At 71.1% G+C, this 15,985-nt stretch carries 16 protein-coding genes; 3 read left to right on the top strand and 13 right to left on the bottom strand.

All coding sequences use genetic code 11. The features are described from left to right. Positions 1 to 11: 11 nt before the first annotated feature. Entirely contained in the window at positions 12 to 344 is a 333-nt protein-coding gene (locus E1285_RS13190; protein ID WP_132151648.1) for an acyl carrier protein, read from the bottom strand. 188 nt (positions 345 to 532) lie between these two features. Between E1285_RS13190 and E1285_RS13185 the strand changes: the two genes are divergently transcribed. After that, positions 533 to 1,135, top strand: coding sequence for a CGNR zinc finger domain-containing protein (locus E1285_RS13185; RefSeq protein ID WP_132151646.1), 603 nt, complete (start codon positions 533 to 535; stop codon positions 1,133 to 1,135). A gap of 23 nt (positions 1,136 to 1,158) precedes the next feature. Here the strand turns inward: E1285_RS13185 and E1285_RS13180 are convergent, their stop codons facing one another. From E1285_RS13180 to E1285_RS13165, 3 genes are all read right to left on the bottom strand, one after another. Next, the gene (locus tag E1285_RS13180; RefSeq protein ID WP_165966596.1) at positions 1,159 to 1,641 is read right to left on the bottom strand and encodes a GNAT family N-acetyltransferase; all 483 of its coding nucleotides are present in this window, start codon (positions 1,639 to 1,641) and stop codon (positions 1,159 to 1,161) included. Positions 1,642 to 2,046: 405 nt separating this feature from the next. Further along, positions 2,047 to 2,610, bottom strand: a complete 564-nt coding sequence (locus tag E1285_RS13175; protein WP_132151642.1) for a TetR/AcrR family transcriptional regulator — start codon at positions 2,608 to 2,610, stop codon at positions 2,047 to 2,049. Positions 2,611 to 3,234: 624 nt separating this feature from the next. Further along, entirely contained in the window at positions 3,235 to 3,453 is a 219-nt protein-coding gene (locus E1285_RS13165) for a hypothetical protein (RefSeq protein WP_132151638.1), read from the bottom strand. 93 nt (positions 3,454 to 3,546) lie between these two features. On the opposite strand from E1285_RS13165, the gene E1285_RS13160 reads away from it, so the two are divergent. Beyond that, positions 3,547 to 3,879 carry a hypothetical protein gene (locus tag E1285_RS13160; RefSeq protein ID WP_132151636.1) on the top strand — a complete coding sequence of 111 codons (333 nt, stop codon included), beginning with the start codon at positions 3,547 to 3,549 and terminating at the stop codon, positions 3,877 to 3,879. Positions 3,880 to 4,041: 162 nt separating this feature from the next. On the opposite strand, the gene E1285_RS13155 is transcribed toward E1285_RS13160, so the two are convergent. The 3 genes from E1285_RS13155 to E1285_RS13145 all read right to left on the bottom strand — a co-directional run bounded on the left by E1285_RS13155 (position 4,042) and on the right by E1285_RS13145 (position 7,697). Further along, a complete protein-coding gene (locus E1285_RS13155) occupies positions 4,042 to 4,659 on the bottom strand; it encodes an LmbU family transcriptional regulator (protein ID WP_132151634.1) in 618 nt (205 codons plus the stop codon). Positions 4,660 to 4,737: 78 nt separating this feature from the next. After that, positions 4,738 to 6,306: an FAD-dependent monooxygenase gene (locus E1285_RS13150; protein ID WP_243722748.1), complete on the bottom strand. Its 1,569-nt coding sequence runs from the start codon at positions 6,304 to 6,306 to the stop codon at positions 4,738 to 4,740. A gap of 554 nt (positions 6,307 to 6,860) precedes the next feature. Then, a complete protein-coding gene (locus tag E1285_RS13145; protein WP_132151632.1) occupies positions 6,861 to 7,697 on the bottom strand; it encodes an oxidoreductase in 837 nt (278 codons plus the stop codon). Positions 7,698 to 7,814: 117 nt separating this feature from the next. Here E1285_RS13145 and E1285_RS13140 point away from each other — a divergent pair, with 117 nt between their 5' ends. After that, complete coding sequence (locus tag E1285_RS13140; RefSeq protein WP_243722747.1) at positions 7,815 to 8,711, top strand: LysR family transcriptional regulator; 897 nt, start codon at positions 7,815 to 7,817, stop codon at positions 8,709 to 8,711. Positions 8,712 to 8,931: 220 nt separating this feature from the next. On the opposite strand, the gene E1285_RS13135 is transcribed toward E1285_RS13140, so the two are convergent. From E1285_RS13135 to E1285_RS13110, 6 genes are all read right to left on the bottom strand, one after another. Continuing rightward, positions 8,932 to 10,593: an ankyrin repeat domain-containing protein gene (locus E1285_RS13135; protein WP_132151628.1), complete on the bottom strand. Its 1,662-nt coding sequence runs from the start codon at positions 10,591 to 10,593 to the stop codon at positions 8,932 to 8,934. Between the two features lie 107 nt (positions 10,594 to 10,700). Beyond that, on the bottom strand, positions 10,701 to 11,330 hold the full coding sequence (locus E1285_RS13130) for a TetR/AcrR family transcriptional regulator (protein ID WP_132151626.1): 630 nt from the start codon (positions 11,328 to 11,330) through the stop codon (positions 10,701 to 10,703). A 92-nt stretch (positions 11,331 to 11,422) separates the two neighbouring features. After that, positions 11,423 to 12,274, bottom strand: coding sequence for an enoyl-CoA hydratase-related protein (locus E1285_RS13125; RefSeq protein WP_132151624.1), 852 nt, complete (start codon positions 12,272 to 12,274; stop codon positions 11,423 to 11,425). Positions 12,275 to 12,300: 26 nt separating this feature from the next. Continuing rightward, positions 12,301 to 13,413 (bottom strand): acyl-CoA dehydrogenase family protein, encoded by a 1,113-nt coding sequence (locus E1285_RS13120; RefSeq protein ID WP_132151622.1) that lies wholly within the window; start codon positions 13,411 to 13,413, stop codon positions 12,301 to 12,303. Continuing rightward, entirely contained in the window at positions 13,410 to 14,645 is a 1,236-nt protein-coding gene (locus E1285_RS13115) for an acyl-CoA dehydrogenase family protein (RefSeq protein WP_132151620.1), read from the bottom strand. Before E1285_RS13115 ends, E1285_RS13120 begins: the two co-directional genes overlap by 4 nt. Beyond that, on the bottom strand, positions 14,642 to 15,985 hold a 1,344-nt coding region (locus E1285_RS13110; RefSeq protein ID WP_132151618.1), incomplete at its 5' end, for a CoA transferase. The genes E1285_RS13110 and E1285_RS13115, both read right to left, overlap by 4 nt.

The raw sequence follows: 15,985 nt of genomic DNA, 5'->3' as shown, positions 1-15,985 counted from the left end.
GCTCCCCGCCTTCAGCGTGCGTCCCCGCGCCGGCTCCGCGACCGCGCCTGGCGCGACGACGCCGACCGCCTGCGCCGCGCCGCCGTGTCGCCGCGCCGCGGGGCGTCCGGCGGCCGCCCCGCGGCGCCCACGAACCCGAGCAGCGCCGCCAGATTGGGGTTGGCGAACAGCTCGGTGATCGGGAACTCCAGGCCCAGCCGCTCGGTGATCCGCTCGTGCATCTCCACCAGGGCGAGCGAGTCCATCCCCGCCTCGAAGAAGTTCTCCTCCGGCAGGGCGGGACGCCCCAGCGCCTCGGCGACCATCTGGGAGATCACGGCGGCCTGGCCGCTCACTTCAGGCATCCCGGATCTCCTTCGCGGTTCCGACGCACCCAACGGTACCGACCAGAAGATCTTTTCCGGGAGTCCATCCGCGGTAACAGCTCCATGTCACCGGGCCTCCGCACACGAGGCTGATCGCCACGAGCATTGCGGGCACGAACGGCGCCGAGGAGGGGCGGCGGACCAGGAAACCGTATAACATCGTTTCAATGGTTACGTCCACTCCTGCCAAGGCCCGGCCGCCCTGGCAGGACGCCCAGTTCATCGGCGGCCACCCGGTCCTGGACCTCACGAACGCCGTCTTCGACCGGGCGCACCCGACGGAGGACGGCGAGCTGCTGGAGACGCCCTCGGACGTCCTGACGTGGTGCGCGTCCGCGGGCCTCTTCGATCGGGTTCCGCCTCTCGCGGAGGCGGACGGCCTCGTGGCAGAGGTTCAGGCCGTTCGCGAGCAGGCGTGGGCCGTGTTCAGCGCGGTCGCACGCGATTCGGCGGTCCCGGCCGAGGCCTTCGGCGCACTTCTCGAACGTGCGGGGACGGGCGTACGGGCCGGGTACGTTCAGCGGCCCGATTCTCCGCTCGACCACTTCACCGCGGACTGGACGGCTCCGGCAGCCATTCCCGCGGTCCTGGCACTGCTGGCGGTTCATGCGCTCTACACCCTTCCGCCGGACCGGATCAGGGAATGCGGCAGGTGCGGCTGGTTGTTCTTGGATTCCTCGCGCGGTGGGCGTCGCCGCTGGTGCAGTATGAGTACCTGCGGGAATCGCGAGAAGGCGAGCCGGCACCGCCGGACTCGAACGCGACGCTGATCTACCGCCCGCTCCGCTTCACGTCATCCGGCCTTGCGAAGCGTCCGCCGCATGATCGGCCGATCCTTACGCGGGCGGGCCACCTCGGAGAATCCGGCATCGAGGAAGCCGCTCGCTATTCCGGTCATCGCCGTATCCGGGCCCGCGCGCTTTCCAGGGCCGGGCTCGACCGGATAGCCCTCGGCGGTCGTGTAACCGGAGGACGCGGCATATTCACAGACGGCTTCGAGAATGCCCGGAAGCAGCCCGGAACCACGGTGCTTCCTCGGGACGAAGACGCACGTGATCGCGCAGACCGGCTTGTCATCGAGGTTCGCGAGCATCGGCGAGCGCTCCAGTCTCGGGAACGAGGCGCGTGGCCCGAGTGCGCACCATGCCACCGGCGCATCGTCCTGATAGACGACCACGCCGGGAGCCGGATCGCCCTGGGCGAGGTCCCTCATCGCCTGCTTGTTCCCCTCGCCCTTTCCTTCCATCCACTCCGCGATGGAGAGCCGCCAGTGCATGCACCAGCACCCGCGGGCGCCCCCGTTGGTCCCGAGGACCGCCTCGAAGTCGCTCCAGGTCTTTTCGGTGAGTTCTCTGACGGCGAGGGAGCCGGACGCCGATCGTTCGCTGGTCTTGTTCATCGCTGCACCGTCCAATCCGGCAGGGCCGAGATGCGCGGTCACCCTCCCCTGGTGATGGCTCGTCCATGCGGTGACCGCGCCCCTCCCCTTGCCAGGCGACCTGAGCGCCGGCATCGCATGGAGTAACCCCTACCGCGTCAAATACAGGTTACTCCGCCCGCTCGCCCGCCCGGTCGCCACGATTTCGAGACTGGCAATCCCTGATACCTGCGGTATCACGACGCCGCTTCGGAAACGCGACCCCGGACCCTCACACCGCCGACGAGGAGCCTTGTTGGGCGCTCATCGGAGGAAGCCGTGCAGGAGTGCTCGGAGCACTTTCGCCGGGTCCGGTTGCGGGATGTCGAGGAGGCCGCGGTAGATGGTGAGGCCGACGAGCAGGTCGCTGAAGAGCATCAGGTCGGCGTCGGGGGCCAGCTCGCCTCTTGCGACGGCACGGTCGAAGATCGCGCCGCCGCGTGCCGTCCGGTCGCGCATGGCGGTGCGGATGATCTCGGCGACAGCGTGGTCCCGTCCCGCCTCCCCGAAGATCTGCCGGGTCTGTTCGGCGAGTTCGGGCGAGTTCCAGACGGCGAGCGTCTCGGTGACGATCACGAGCATGTCGCCTTCGAGAGACCCGGTATCCGGGGCCAACGGGACCTGGGCATCCATGGCCACGGTGAGCGCGCCGAGGAACAGGTCGCGTTTGGTGGCGTAGCGGCGAAAGACGCTGGCCCTGCCCACGTCGGCGGCGCTTGCCACCTCGTCCATGGTGAACGAGGTCCCCTTGCTGGCCAGCAGGCTCACCGCAGCCTGTTCGATGCGTGCGTCGAGGTCGGGATCGGGTTTGCGTCCACGGGGCGTCATACTGATAGTCCAAGTATCTTAGATTGCCAGTCTCAGAATAGGTTCGACCCGAGAGTACCCGTCATCGGGTTCGCAGAAGTTCGATCACCGGCCACGTAGAGCGCGCATGTGGGCGCCATCGCCGCCCGGGTCCGGACGGGTTCGACGATCGATTCCGCACCGGCCGCCGCATGAACGGCGATTCCGGTCTGGAAGCCCTGTACACCCCGAAGCCGACGGCGCCGTCACCCAGTCCTATGTGCCCGACAACCGGGAGTTCTACGAGCGGCGGCAGATCGCCGCAGGCGACGACGAGCGCGGCGTTGCCCCATCGACGCGATATTCCGGAGGAAACAGCAACATGCCGGGGACGCCGCACTTTCGCTTCTGAATTGCGGGGATCCCTACCATTCGACCCATGGCATAGATCATCGATGCTGGTCGATTCAGACTCGAATGATGGGCCTCGCCGGTGAATTCCTTCGCGTTCCGGCCTCGGCTTCACCGGACGCACCCGCACTGGCCGCCCACCGGACCCGACTCGGACGGCTCGAACCCCCGCAGGAAGCGGCGCCACCGCTCGCCGATCTGCCCGGCCGCACCGCGGCCGGAGCCGCAGGCCCCGCCGCGGGTCCGCGGCTCCGGTCAGCCCCTGTGGAAGAAGGTCCGCGCCGGCGCCGACAGAAGCAAGAACACCGTGAGGAGCGCACTCCCCAGAACGAACACATGGATGATCGCGGACCAGTGCGGTCGCGGCAGCGTGACGAGGAAGTAGCCGGCGGCGGCGAAGCCGAGGCAGGACTCCAGCACGATCGCCCCGACGTAGGACCGGATCCGGCGCCGTGGCAGCCCCAGGGCGAGCACCAGTAGAGGCGGCCGTGGGGCAGCGGCAGCAGCCCGAACTGCTGCTCGCGCTCCAAGGTGATGCCCTCCTCCCCCGGTGCGAGGACACCTTCGGTGACCCCGCGCCAGGCGGAGCGGCCGTCGAAGCGCGGCCCCATTCTCCCGGGCCACAACTGCCGCCGGATCGCGGAGTGCACACCATCGGCGGCGACGACCACTTCGGCGTCCGTCCGCTGGACGCCGTCGCCGGTGCGGTACGTCACGGTGACGCCGTGCGCGGTCTCCTCGATGCCGAATGACCAGAGCGCCGGTGCGCACCCGGCCCGCCGGCAGCGCGTCGAGCAGCGTCCGGTACAGGTCGGCGCGATGCACCATCAGCACCGCGATGTCGTCCGGACGCGGGTGCCGCAGCCACCGCCCGGACGGACGGCGCAGCCCGCCCCGTGAGACAGCCGAGGCTCCGGCGGTGCGGGCCACCTCGCCCACGCCGAGCGCGTCCAGCGCGCGTGACGCGTTCGGCCACGGCGACAGACCCGCACCGGACTCGCCGAGGGTGGCGGTCTGCTCCCTGCGCGCCGCTTTCGCCCGCACGGCCGGTCTCTCGCAGGTTCAACCCGGGTCAGGCGGCGGCTGGAGGACGCGCAGCGCGGCCTGGTCGAGAATCTGCGAGGCCCACAACGCCAGATCGGTTCCGGCCTGCTCGGCAGCCTGCTCCCAGCGTCGCCGGCACCCCGGATCGACCGGCATCTTCAAGACGACGACGGGATCACTCACCGGCGCCGCACGCGAGCGAGCGGCACGCACCCCGCTCTTCAACCGGCTCACCGGCCACCCCTCACGCTCGGCGCGATCCAGCCAGACCTCCTGCTCCTCATCGCTCAACGCCGCGACCACGGCATGGTGCTGCATGCTCAGGGCGTCCCGCCGCCGCGACACCGCGAACCGCCGCGCGATCCACGCGTAGTTCCGCAACGTCTGATACGACAGCCCGGTCTGATCGATGGCGCGCTGGTACCGATCCGGATAGCACTCCTGCCCGTACAGCAGCCAATCCCCCAGCCACCACGCCGAGGCATCCGCGATCACAGCGATCTGCCGCCCGATGTCCACCCAGGAACCCAACGGCAACGCCGCCGGCAACGACAGACCGCTCCGCCGGGTCAGCGCGCGCTTGTCCAACGAAAGCCGCTTACTCTGTCTCGCGGCAACCGCCGTCTCCGCACTCATCTCTTTACCTCTCCTTCGTCTATGCGGGACCAATGCGTGCTGAGCAGGGCCGAGGTCGGCCGGGACAGGTGCGTCGTCCTAGGCGCTGCTTCCGGTCCAGGCGATCAGGGCGGTGCGCAGCGCATCGGTGTCGGGTTTGCCGGTGGCCCAGGCGATGTATCCATCGGGGCGGACCAGGACGGTGGTGCGCCTGTCGATGGCGGCCCGCCGGTCGATGGTGGACTCCGGGTCGCGGCTCCAGCGTGCGCGGGTGACACCCGCGGGAACCGCGAGTGTGTCCGGCAGGCCGCCATCAGGCGTGACCAGGACGAATTTGCCGCCGCGGAGCAGTTCGTACAGGCGCCCCTCCGCCAGTTCCAGATCGGGGGCGCGCTTTCCGGCCAGGCGGTGGGAGCCGCGTTCCGCACGGTAGGCGAAACCGATCCCCGAGATCATGGAAGCGGCCCTGTCGGTGGCGGGACGGACGCGCGTCAGCACCGCGCCCAGCACCGAGCGGGCAAGCCGTGCCGGCCCTGCACGCAGGACGCCCACCCGGACGAGCATGCCGCTCATCCGCAGTACGACTCTGCCGACCGCGTGCCGTTCCCCCTCGTAGGTGTCCAGCAGCCGGTCATCGGCCCCGTCACGCAAGACAGCCACCAGCTTCCAGCTCAGGTTGGCGGCATCCTGCAACCCGGTGTTCATGCCCATGGCACCGGCCGGAGAGTGCACGTGTGCGGCATCGCCGGCCAGGAACACCCGGCCGGCACGGTAGGCGGGAGCCTGGCGCTCATCACTGTGGAAACGCGACTTCCACCGGCACTCCGACAGCCCGTAGTCGGTGCCGAAGTTGGTTCGCAGCAGTTCCTTGACCTCGGCCAGGTCCAGCGGAGCATCATCGGGAAGTTGGTGGCGGCGGCTCCATCCGGTGATCCGGTACCAGCCCTGCCCCATCTCAGTGAGCAGGCAGAAACCGTCCGAGACGGCGTTCACCGTGAACGCCCGCTCGGGTGACCGCGCCAGACGCACATCGGCCAGGATCAGCGAACTCAGCAGGGTCGTCCCCGGAAACGGAAGACCGAGGGACTCCCGCACGGAGCTGCGCACCCCATCGGTACCGACCAGGAACAATCCACGGTACGAGGACGGCGCTCCCGCACCCGTCCCCTCCCCCGTGGTCACATGAGCGCGCACACCCGAGTCGTCCTGCTCCACATCCGCCACCCGGGTGTCGTGCACGAAGACCACCCCGGCCTCACGAGCCCGCCGCTCCAGCACCCGCTCCACCTCGTACTGCGGCGTGAACAGCACGAAAGGGAAACGCGTCGGCAGCCGCGACGGATCCAGCCGCACCCGCTGGAACAGCTGCAACGCGGAGACGCGATGCCCGCCGGCCACGACTTCGTCGGCGATACCCCGGGCATCGAACTGCTCCAGCGTACGGGCATGCACCACCAGGGCCCGCGAAAGATTGCTGATCTCGGCCCGGCGCCGCTCGATCAACCGTACCGACAGCCCCGCCATGGCCAGATCCCCCGCCAGCAGCAGACCCGTCGGCCCCGCCCCTACGACCAACACCTCACTGTCAACACCGGCATCTGCGGAAACAGACATGGCGATCCCTTCGGAAGGTTTGCGACGCCCGTTGGCCAACGTCTGGCGACTCACCCGCTCATCAGCGTGGACGAGTCCGGTCTGGACGCTCGGGTCTCATCTGAGACTTTGAGTCTCAGATACTTGGAGTATCACAATAAAGCGGCGCAGACGCAACCTCGGATCCGCGGCACGATCTCGCGGCCGCCGAGTCACGAAGCCTCGGTCCGGGCAGGGGGCATCACGCTGGCGGCAGTTGGCCAGTTGTTTCCCGTCGCCCGGCGCGCCGGGCGGCGTCGGCGTTCACATGCCGGACGCGGCGGGCATGACGACGTGCGTCGGCACGCCGGCCCTCACAAAGGGGCCGCGCCCAATTGCGTGCCGGCTCTGCCTGAGCGTGTTCGCTCGTCGTTTGCCAGATGGCGTTCGAGACCCGCCGACCGGCCCTGGCGGCACCACCGACGCCGTCCCTCCGTCCAATACGCCCAGGTTGGCTCGACGTAGGGCCACCCACACCCCGTCCGCGGCATGAAAGTACGCCTCGCCCGGCGTCGTCCATACCGGTCTCGATTGCTCTCGGGACGGTCGTTCCAGGACTGCAGGGGTGCCGGGTCCGGTGTGACGGGGCTTCAGTCCAGGTCCGTGGAGCGGCTTAGCTTCTCCCACCGGGTCAGATCGGCGCGGAGCAGTTCGTGGTGGGCGGCGATGTGGTCGACGGCGTCGTTGCCCAGCGCCAGCCGCAGTGGCGGGTCGGGGCTGTCGAGGATTCGCATGATGGCCTGGGCCGCCTTGCGCGGGTCGCCGGGCTGGGTGCCGTCCATCCCGTCGACGGCCGCGCGGGTCGGACCTGTCGCGGCGGCGTACTCCTCGATGGCCGGCGACCGGTGCATCCGCCGGCCACCGAATTCGGTGCGGAAGGAGCCGGGCTCCACGATCAACACGCGGATGCCGAATGGGGCGACCTCGGCCGCCAGTGCCTCGGAGAGACCTTCGAGCGCGAACTTCGCCGAGCAGTAGGCGCCGAAGCCGGGCATGCTCAGTTGCCCGCCCATCGAGCTGATCTGGACGATCGCCCCTTGGCGTTGTGCGCGCAGGAGCGGCATGACGGCCTTGGTCACCGCTACGGCTCCGAAGAACATGACGTCCATCAGGGCCCGCAGGTCTGCCAGGTCCAGTTCCTCGACGGCGCCGACGCTGCCGTGTCCGGCGTTGTTGACCACCACGTCCGCCCGGCCGAACTCGGCGAGAGTCTGCGCGACGGCGGCGGTCACCTGTTCCTCCTGCGTGACGTCCAGCCGAGCGGTCCGCACCCGCCCTCCGCCGGCCGCGACGAGATCGGCGAGCCGGTCCGGCCGCCGCGCGGTCGCCATCACCCTGTCGCCGCGTGCCAGCGCCGCCAATGCCAGCTCCCGGCCGAATCCAGTCGAGCAACCGGTGATCAACCACACGCGACCAGTCTCCGTCATCGTTGCCCGCACCCCTTGTCCGGTTCGTCTGCGCACCGTCGCCTCCACCCTGGCCGGGGCGGCCATGCCCTGGCCAACACACGCTTCTTCCGGCGGCTACAGTCAGATCCTGTGACCATGGAGCTGCGTCATCTGCGGTACTTCGTCGCCGTCGCCGACCACCTGAGCTTCAGCCGCGCCGCAAAGCACCTTCACCTCGCCCAGCAGTCGCTGTCGCAGCAGATCGGTGCGCTCGAACGCGATCTCGGGGTACGCCTGTTCGACCGCGATACCCGCGGGACCCGTCTCACCGAAGCGGGGCGGGTGTTCCTGCCCGAGGCCCGCGCCGTTCTCGCCCGCGCCGACGCCGCCGCCGTCGTCGCGCAACGCGCCGCCCGCGGCGAGATCGGCCGCCTCGACCTGGCGTTCCTCACCTCCACCGCCAACTACATGCTGCCGCCTGTGGTCAAGGCATTGCGGGAACGTCTCCCCGGCCTCGAACTCACCACCCACAACGTGCAGATCGACGAACTGGTCGCCGGACTGCGCGGCGGACGATTCGACGCGGCGTTCACCCGGCCGCCACTCGTCGCCGACCTGGCCACCAGGACGCTCGCCACCGAACCGGTCTGCGCCGTCCTGCCGGCCGGGCACCGGCTCGCCGCTCGGGCCGAACTCCGCCTCGCCGACCTGGCCGAGGACGACTGGGTACTTTCGCCGCGAGCGTCGTGGCCGCCCTGGCACGACAAGTACGACCGGGACTTCACCGCCGCCGGCTTCACCCCCAGGGTCGTCCAGCGGGCCACCGGGGTGGCGAACCTGCTCGGGCTCGTCGCCGCCGGGGTCGGCGTGACCCGGCTGGCCCTCTCGGCCGACAGCGTCCGCCGCACCGGGGTGGTGTTCGTACCACTGGCCGGCGATCAGACCGAAACCGTCGTCGCCTGGATGCCCACATCCGACGGACCGGTGCAGCGCAACCTGCTCAGCGTCACCGATGATCTCGCGGCGACCGCAGAGCTCACCCGCTGGGGCTGAGCCTGCCGGGTTCCCGGGACTGACGGCCGGCCGGCGATGCTCGGCGTCCCCGGCGGCGGGGATCGCGGGCAGCACGGTGAACGCCCGTCGCCGCCGTGCGGCGCCTCGGCCGGTGCCGCCCGATCGCCGGAGCCGGCGATCACGGCCTGGGCTCGGTGGAGTGGCGGACGTGCTTGGGTGACAGAACAGAGAACCCCGACGGCGGTCGGCTGGCGCGCGGTCACGGACCGGGAGGTGGAAGAAGGCGCAGTCCGCGGTCGGTGGCGGCGAGGATCCCGGCGGTGGGATGGGGCGTCAGGGCGTTCACCGCTCCGGTGGCGTGGTCCCGGTCCAGGGGCCGGCCGGTCTCGGCGTCCAGCCAGACGACACCTGAGTCCAGGCCGACCGCCAGCCGGGAGCCGTCGGGAGTGAAGCACAGGGACGCCGACGCGCCGTGATCCCGAGTGCCGTCGTTGTCGTCGTCGATGTGCTGATGCCAGGCGGGTTCGCCGGAGTGCGTCCAGGTGGTGGCGACGAGGCCGCGATAGCCGTGGAGGCCGCGGTGGCCGTGGTCGGGACGGACCCAGGTGGCGAACCTGCGGCCGTCCGGGGCGAAGGCGACATCGGTGACGATGCCGGACCGGGGGCCTGCGGGGAGCCCGGTCTCGCGCTCGTAGCGGAGCCGGAGCCCGTCCCCGTCGGCATCGAGCATGGTCAGCCACCAGGAGCCCTGCATCGAGTTCCCGACCGCGAGCGCCGTCCCGCCGGGGGCGAACCGCGGCACCACGCTCCAGTCGCCGAAGCCTTCCTTCTCGCCGGCCACCTCGCCGCGATCGAGGTCGATCAGGCGGAGGCGCTCACACGAGGCGACGACCAGCCGGCGCCCGTCGGGCGACAGCACCGGGTTGGCGTAGAGGCCGTCGGGAAGCAGCTCCGCGGCCACCTCACGGGCCTGCCGCAGGTCGGCCCAATCACGCAACCACACCGAGTCGCCGCCGGAGAAGGCCAAGCCGGGGCCCCCGCCGTGGGGCCCGTCGAGGGCCGTCCGCCTGCTCACACGGATGACCTCGACAGGCTCGATCGACGGCACCAGCCGCCACCGCACGAGGACCGTGCCGGAGAACATGGTCGTCAGCGCCTCCGGTGACTCGGGGTGGACGACGACGCGGCCCTGCGGGCTCCGCGCGACCTCCTCCAGAGTCAGTTCCACCGGACGGCCGGATGCCTCCACGTGGGCGACCAGCCGTTCTCGCAGTTCGCGTGGACCGCCGTCACCGATCAGATCCGATGGCAACGCACCGGACCAGTCGCGCCGTCCCGGGTCGGCGCCGCGTTCGAGCAGCAGATCGACCACCGGTACCCAGTCGTCATCGAGAGCGGCCCGCTCGCTCGCGTGGTGAAGCGGCCTGGCCGGCAGGCCGGGCCGAAGCGGGGCCCCGGCCTCGACCAGGAGCCGCGCGATGCCGGGGTCATCGGCCACGTCCAGCGGTGTCCGCCCGCGCGAATGGCGCGCGGTCGTTTCGGCGCCCGCCGCGAGGAGGGCCCGCACCACGTCCACGCGATCGTTCTCGACCGCGACGTGCAGAGGTGTCCGGTCGAACAGGTACCGTGCCGCCAACCCGGCCGTACCGGCGGCGGTGGCGACCAACTCCGCCACCTCGCCGCCGGCGGCCCAGTGCAGGGCCCCGTCTCCGTCCGACCGCACCGCGAGCGGATCCGCGCCGCGTTCCAGCAGCAGCCGGACGATCGGCGCGGAGTCGGCGTACCACGCGGCGGCGATCAGCGGAGTGATGCCCATCCACCCCCGGACGTTCACCGATTCCGGTTCGGCGTCCAGCACCTCGGCGACCCGATCCAGATCCCCGGCCTTGGCCGCTTCGATGAGCGGATGACCCTTCCGCAAGAGACCTCCAGCGCGCGAAGTCGACGACTACCGGCGTTCCACCTGACATGGCGGGGCATCAAGGTGGTTCTCGCGCGCGTGCCGGTGGCGCGGGACCGGTTGCCGGGTCATTCGTCCGCCATGCCCGGGATATCCATGAAGATCGCTTTCACCGTGCGTTCCATGACGCGCGCGGCCTCGTCGAAGGACAGGTCGAGGTCGTCGCGGCTGCCCATCCACGCGGGCCAGGTGCAGGCCACCAGCAGTGCGCTCACGAGCTCCTCGGCGTCTGCCCCGGCGAGCGCGATCTCCGGCGCGAACGTCTGCCCGATGTCGGTGCGCAGGCGCTCGTTGTGCCGTCTGCGGTTCCGCCTCAGCTGCGCCGAGAACGGGAGCCGGAGTTGCGCCGCGCGGGAGGCGCCGGCGATCGACTCGAGCATCATGGCCCGCTGCCGGCAGAAGGCGCGCACCCGTTCCTGCAATGGCTGAGCGGCCGGGATGACCGAATGGTGGGCGTACTGGATCTCCAGAGTCTTCTCCCCCGTGGCCGCGAAGAGGTGCTCGAGGTCGGGGAAATGGCTCCACAGGGTACGGAGGGACACTCCGGCACGCTCGGCGACCTGCGCCGCGGTCGGCCGCAGGTTGCCTTCCATCATCAGCGCCATGTTGGCGTCGACGATCGAGGCCCTGGTCCGCCGCGACCTCAACGTCCGGCCGTCGGCGACCTGCCCGGGCGGGGCTTCCTCCCGCGAGCTCATGTCGCCGTACCTCCTGCGGGAATCGCTCTGGTCAACTGGATGGCGGGCGGCGGATGCACGCATCCCCCGCCGGCCCGGACGGGCTGCCGCGGTCAAATGCGGTCGTCGAAGAGGTCGACGGGGAAGTCCTTCGTCTTGGACAACGTCCACCGGGGGTCGCGCTTCTCGCGGAATGCGTTGACGCCTTCAGGGGCGTCCGCCTGCCGGCCCGCCCATCTGAAGAGATCCCGCTCGAGTTCGAGCGCGGCGTTCCGGTCGGTCTCTTCGAGGAAGTGCCGCGCCACCAGTTTAGTGATTGCGGCGGAGACGGGTGCGACGTTCGCCGCGATGTCGGCCGCGATCCGGTTCGCGGTCTCCACCACCGCCGCGGCCGGCACCGCCCGTGACGCGATGCCCAGCTCGACCGCCTCCGTCCCGGAGAAGATGCGGCCGGTCAGGAGCAGGTCCATGGCGCGGGAGTAGCCGATGAGCCGTGGCAGGCTCCACAGCAGGTCGGCGTCGGGGATCACGCCTCGCCGGTTGAAGACGAAACCGAGCTTGGCCTCCTCGGCCGCCACGATGATGTCGGCACGGAGCGCCATCGTCATCCCCGCCCCGACCGCGTGCCCGTTCACGGCCGAGATGACGGGCGTGCGGATGCGGTCGGCGGGACGGCGCGGGCCGGGGTACCTGGCCTCGGCCTCCTCCCGGGTCAGCGAGCCGTCGAACGTGCGGCCGGCGGGAAGCAGGCCCGCACCCGCGCAGAACGCCCGGCCCGCGCCGGTCAGGATGATCGCCCGGATGCCGTCGTCGGCGTCGAAGCGTCCCAGCGCGTGACCGATCTCGGCCGACATCAGCCAGTCCCAGCTGTTGAGCTGGTCGGGCCGGTTGAGGGTGATGGTGCCGACCGGGCCGTCGCTGTCGACGAGGATCGACTCGTAGGTCTGTTCGGGAGCGCTTGTCATGCTTCCTCCTGTATCAGGGGACTTGATCAGATGCCGATGAGGTCGGCGATGCGCCGCCGGTAGGCGCCCACGTCGCCGAAGAGCATCAGCGATGCCTTGGACCGCTTGAAGTAGAGATGGGCGTCGTGCTCCCACGTGACGCCGATGCCCCCGTGGATCTGGAGGTTGTCGCCGGCGGCGCGGAAGTAGGCTTCGGCCGCGGTCGCCTTCGCCACCGCCGCCGCCTGCTCCAGTTCGTGCGGGGCTGCCTCCGCGCACCACGCGGCGTATCTCGCCATGGCACGCGCCCCCTCGATCTCGACCAGGGCCTCGGCGCACTTGTGCTTGACGGCCTGGAACGACCCGATCGGGCGGCCGAACTGCTCGCGCACCCGGGCGTACGCCACGCTCATGTCCAGGCTGGCCTGGGCTCCGCCGACCATCTCCGAAGCCAGGACGACATCGGCATGGGCGAGCGCGGCGGAGAGCGCCTCGCGGCCTCCCCCGGGAGACGACACGAGCGTCGCCCGCGCATCGACGAGATCGACCCTGGCCAGACCCCGTGTCTGGTCGAGGGCCGCGAGCGGCTGGATCCGCACGCCCGGATCGCCGGCCTCCACCGCGAACATCGCCGGGCCGCCGGGAGCCTCGGCCAGCACGAGCAGCACGGCGGCGGCGGCACCGTCGAGGACGGGTGAGAAGGCGCCCGACACCGTCCATCCGCGCGTGCCGGCGGTCGCCCGGGCCGCGGTGGTGGACGCGGACCACGAGTCGCCGGGGGCCTGCCACGCCACGGTGGCGACGGCCGACCCGTCGGCGATCCTCGGCAGCAGCGCGGCGCGGGCCTCGTCCGGTGCGGTCATGAGGGCGGGTACGGCGAGACCCACGGTGGCCAGCAGGGCGCTCGGTGCCAGCGCGCGGCCCGCCTCTTCGGCCAGGTAGGAGACCTCTTGGTAGCCCAGGCCCGCGCCGCCGAACTCCTCGGGCACGGCCAGGCCGGCCGCCCCGAGTTCGGTGGACATCCGTTCCCACAGCTCCGCGTCGAAGGCGGTCGGGGTGTCCATGACCGCCCGCACCCGCGTCAGCGGGCTCGCGGAGGCGAGGAAGCGCCGGGTCGTGTTCTGGAGGGCGTGCTGTTCCTGGGTGGTGGCCAGGCTCATCGCGCGGCCTCCTTCGCGGCTTTGGGCTCCTTCGGGAGGCCGAGGACCCGCTCCCCGATGATGTTGCGCTGCACCTCCGCGGTGCCTCCCCAGATCGTGTGCGAGCGGGTGGCCAGGAACTCGTCCTGCCATTCGCTGAGCTCGTAGCCGGCGCCGGTCAGCAGGGCGTCCGGCCCGAGCAGGTCCATCGCGATCTCCGCCAGCCGGCGCTGGAACTCCGACCAGCGGATCTTGCTGGTGGAGCCGTTGGCCAGCCCCTCGCCGGAGCGTCCGGCGGCGAGGTCGGCGACCAGTCCGAGGCCGGTCGCCTTGATGACCTGGATCTGCGACCAGGCCCACGCCAGTTGCTCGCGCACCCGGACGTCGTCGTGCAGCCCGCGCTTGCGCGCTTCCTCCACCAGCCGCCAGAACTGTGCCTCGAACGCGACGTGCTGCGTGGTGGCGCTGCCGCCGCGCTCATTGCCGAGGGTCGTCATCGCCACCTTCCAGCCCTGGTTGAGGCCGCCGATGACATTGCCGAGCGGGGTGCGCGCGTCGGTGAGGTAGCTCTCGCCGAACAGCGCCTGGCCGGTCATCCGCATGATGGGCCGGAACTCCACGCCGTTGGGGCCGCCGTCGACCTCGAGTGGGAGCACGACGTAACTGATGCCCCGGTGCTTCGGCGCGGCGGGATCGGTACGGACGAGGCAGAACATCCAGTTCGCCTTGTAATAGCCCGAGGTCCAGGTCTTCTGGCCGTTGATGACCAGGTCGGTGCCGTCGACCTCGCCGCGGGTGCGCAGCCCGGCCAGGTCCGAGCCCGCGTCGGGCTCGGAGAAGCCCTGGCAGTAGTCGTGCTCGCCGCTGATGATCGGCGGCAGCATCCGCCGCTTCTGCTCCTCGGTCCCGTGCGCGATGACGGCGGGCCCCACCAGCCCTTCGCCCATCCCGCGGGTCAGGCGGGGAACGCCGGCGCGGGCGAACTCCTCGTTCATCAGCGCGACCTCCACGCCCGAGAGCCCGCGCCCGCCGTACTCCTCCGGCCAGGCGACGCACATGAGCCCCGCGTCGGTGAGCGCGTCCCCCCACCGGTCGAGGTGCGCCTTGAGCTCTGGATCGGGTACCCGCGGCACCGGCACTCCCCGCAGGTCGTCGGGGGCGTTGCGCTTCAGCCAGTCCCGGATCTCGTCGCGGAACTCCAGGGCCGTGCCGCTGTACTCGATCGGTGAGACGTCCGGACCGGGTGCCGTCATGAGCGCGTCTCCTCTCCGGCCGCCGCCGCGGGATCGACCCGGGAGACGCGCGGCGTGTCGGTATCGGCCGTGGGGGCGTCGGCGACCACACCGGCGCCGCGCAGCGCGGCCAGGTCCTCGGCGTCGTAGCCGAGCAGGTTCCGCAGCACCTCGTCGTTGTGCTCCCCGAAGAGGGGGGCGGCGCGGCGGTGGGAGCCGGCGCTGCGCGAATGCCGGAAGCCGAGCGCGCCGTAGGTGCGCCGGCCGACGGCGGCGTGGTCGAGGTCGACCAGCATCCCGCACTCCCGCATCGCCGGACTCCCGGCGATCTCGTCGCCGCCGAGGACGGGCGCGGCGGGCACGCCCGCGGCCTGGAGCCGCTCGGCGAGCGTCGTCTTGTCGTGCGCGCCGGTGAGCTCGGACAGGACGTCGTCGAGCAGTTCCTGGGCGGCCTGGCGGTCGGTGAGCCGGTGGAAGGCGGGGTCTTCGGCGAGGCCGTGCGCGCCGAGGGCGGCGCACAGCGCCCGCCACTGGCGGTCGTCGTGGGCCGCGATCGCGATCCACTCGTCGTCACCGGCGCAGGGGTAGGCCCCGTGCGGGGCCGCGTCGGCCACGTGGTTGCCGTCGGGGACCCAGGTCGACCCGGTCTCGACCTGCTCCAGGATGTACTCGCCGATCCAGGAGGCGGCGGCCTCGACCTGGGGCACGACCACTCCGGCGCCGTGCCCGGTGCGTTCCCGCAGCTCCAGGGCCGAGACGACGGCCGCGACGGCGTTCAGCCCTCCGGTGGGGTCCATGATGGCGGGTCCGGTGAGCACGGGGGTGCCGTCGGGGTACCCCATGAGCGAGGTCATGCCGGCGGCGGGCTCCATGGTCTTGCCCATCCCCTGGTGGGAGGACGACGGCCCGCCCTCCCCGAAGGCGGGCATTTCCACGACGATGATGCGGTCGTTGACCCGGGCCAGGTCGCGGCGCCCGACGCCGAGCCTGTCCAGGACTCCGGGGGTGAAGTTCGCCAGCAGCACGTCGGAGCGGCGTACCAGGTCGTGCATGACGTCCATGGCACCGGGCTGCTTGAGGTCCAGCCCGATCGACCGCTTGTCGATGTTCTGCGAGTTGAAGAGCATGTTGCTGTTCTGCGGGTCCGGCCCCGGCACCGAGTCGGGGTAGTAGATCGGCGCGCCGCCGCTGCGGGGGCCCCGCCAGGAGTCCGGATGCCCGGGAGCCTCGACCTTGATCACGTCGGCGCCGAGGTAGGCCAGGCAGCGTCCGGCGAACGGCCCTGCCCAGGCGGTGGTGAACTCCAGGACGCGCACGCCGGCGAGGGGGCCGGCGGGGGCGGCGCCGGAGCCGGGCAGGGG

Origin of the sequence: Actinomadura sp. 7K507, from assembly GCF_004348425.1 — a bacterium.
Classification (GTDB): domain Bacteria; phylum Actinomycetota; class Actinomycetes; order Streptosporangiales; family Streptosporangiaceae; genus Spirillospora.
This window is presented reverse-complemented; position numbering and strand designations above follow the sequence as displayed.

Excerpts from the sequence above, each read along its gene's own strand:
- E1285_RS13190 (WP_132151648.1), bottom strand. The coding sequence starts at position 344 with ATGCCTGAAGTGAGCGGCCAGGCCGCCGTGATCTCCCAGATGGTCGCC.
- E1285_RS13185 (WP_132151646.1), top strand. The coding sequence starts at position 533 with ATGGTTACGTCCACTCCTGCCAAGGCCCGGCCGCCCTGGCAGGACGCC.
- E1285_RS13180 (WP_165966596.1), bottom strand. The coding sequence starts at position 1,641 with ATGCACTGGCGGCTCTCCATCGCGGAGTGGATGGAAGGAAAGGGCGAG.
- E1285_RS13175 (WP_132151642.1), bottom strand. The coding sequence starts at position 2,610 with ATGACGCCCCGTGGACGCAAACCCGATCCCGACCTCGACGCACGCATC.
- E1285_RS13155 (WP_132151634.1), bottom strand. The coding sequence starts at position 4,659 with ATGAGTGCGGAGACGGCGGTTGCCGCGAGACAGAGTAAGCGGCTTTCG.
- E1285_RS13145 (WP_132151632.1), bottom strand. The coding sequence starts at position 7,697 with ATGACGGAGACTGGTCGCGTGTGGTTGATCACCGGTTGCTCGACTGGA.
- E1285_RS13140 (WP_243722747.1), top strand. The coding sequence starts at position 7,815 with ATGGAGCTGCGTCATCTGCGGTACTTCGTCGCCGTCGCCGACCACCTG.
- E1285_RS13130 (WP_132151626.1), bottom strand. The coding sequence starts at position 11,330 with ATGAGCTCGCGGGAGGAAGCCCCGCCCGGGCAGGTCGCCGACGGCCGG.
- E1285_RS13125 (WP_132151624.1), bottom strand. The coding sequence starts at position 12,274 with ATGACAAGCGCTCCCGAACAGACCTACGAGTCGATCCTCGTCGACAGC.
- E1285_RS13120 (WP_132151622.1), bottom strand. The coding sequence starts at position 13,413 with ATGAGCCTGGCCACCACCCAGGAACAGCACGCCCTCCAGAACACGACC.
- E1285_RS13115 (WP_132151620.1), bottom strand. The coding sequence starts at position 14,645 with ATGACGGCACCCGGTCCGGACGTCTCACCGATCGAGTACAGCGGCACG.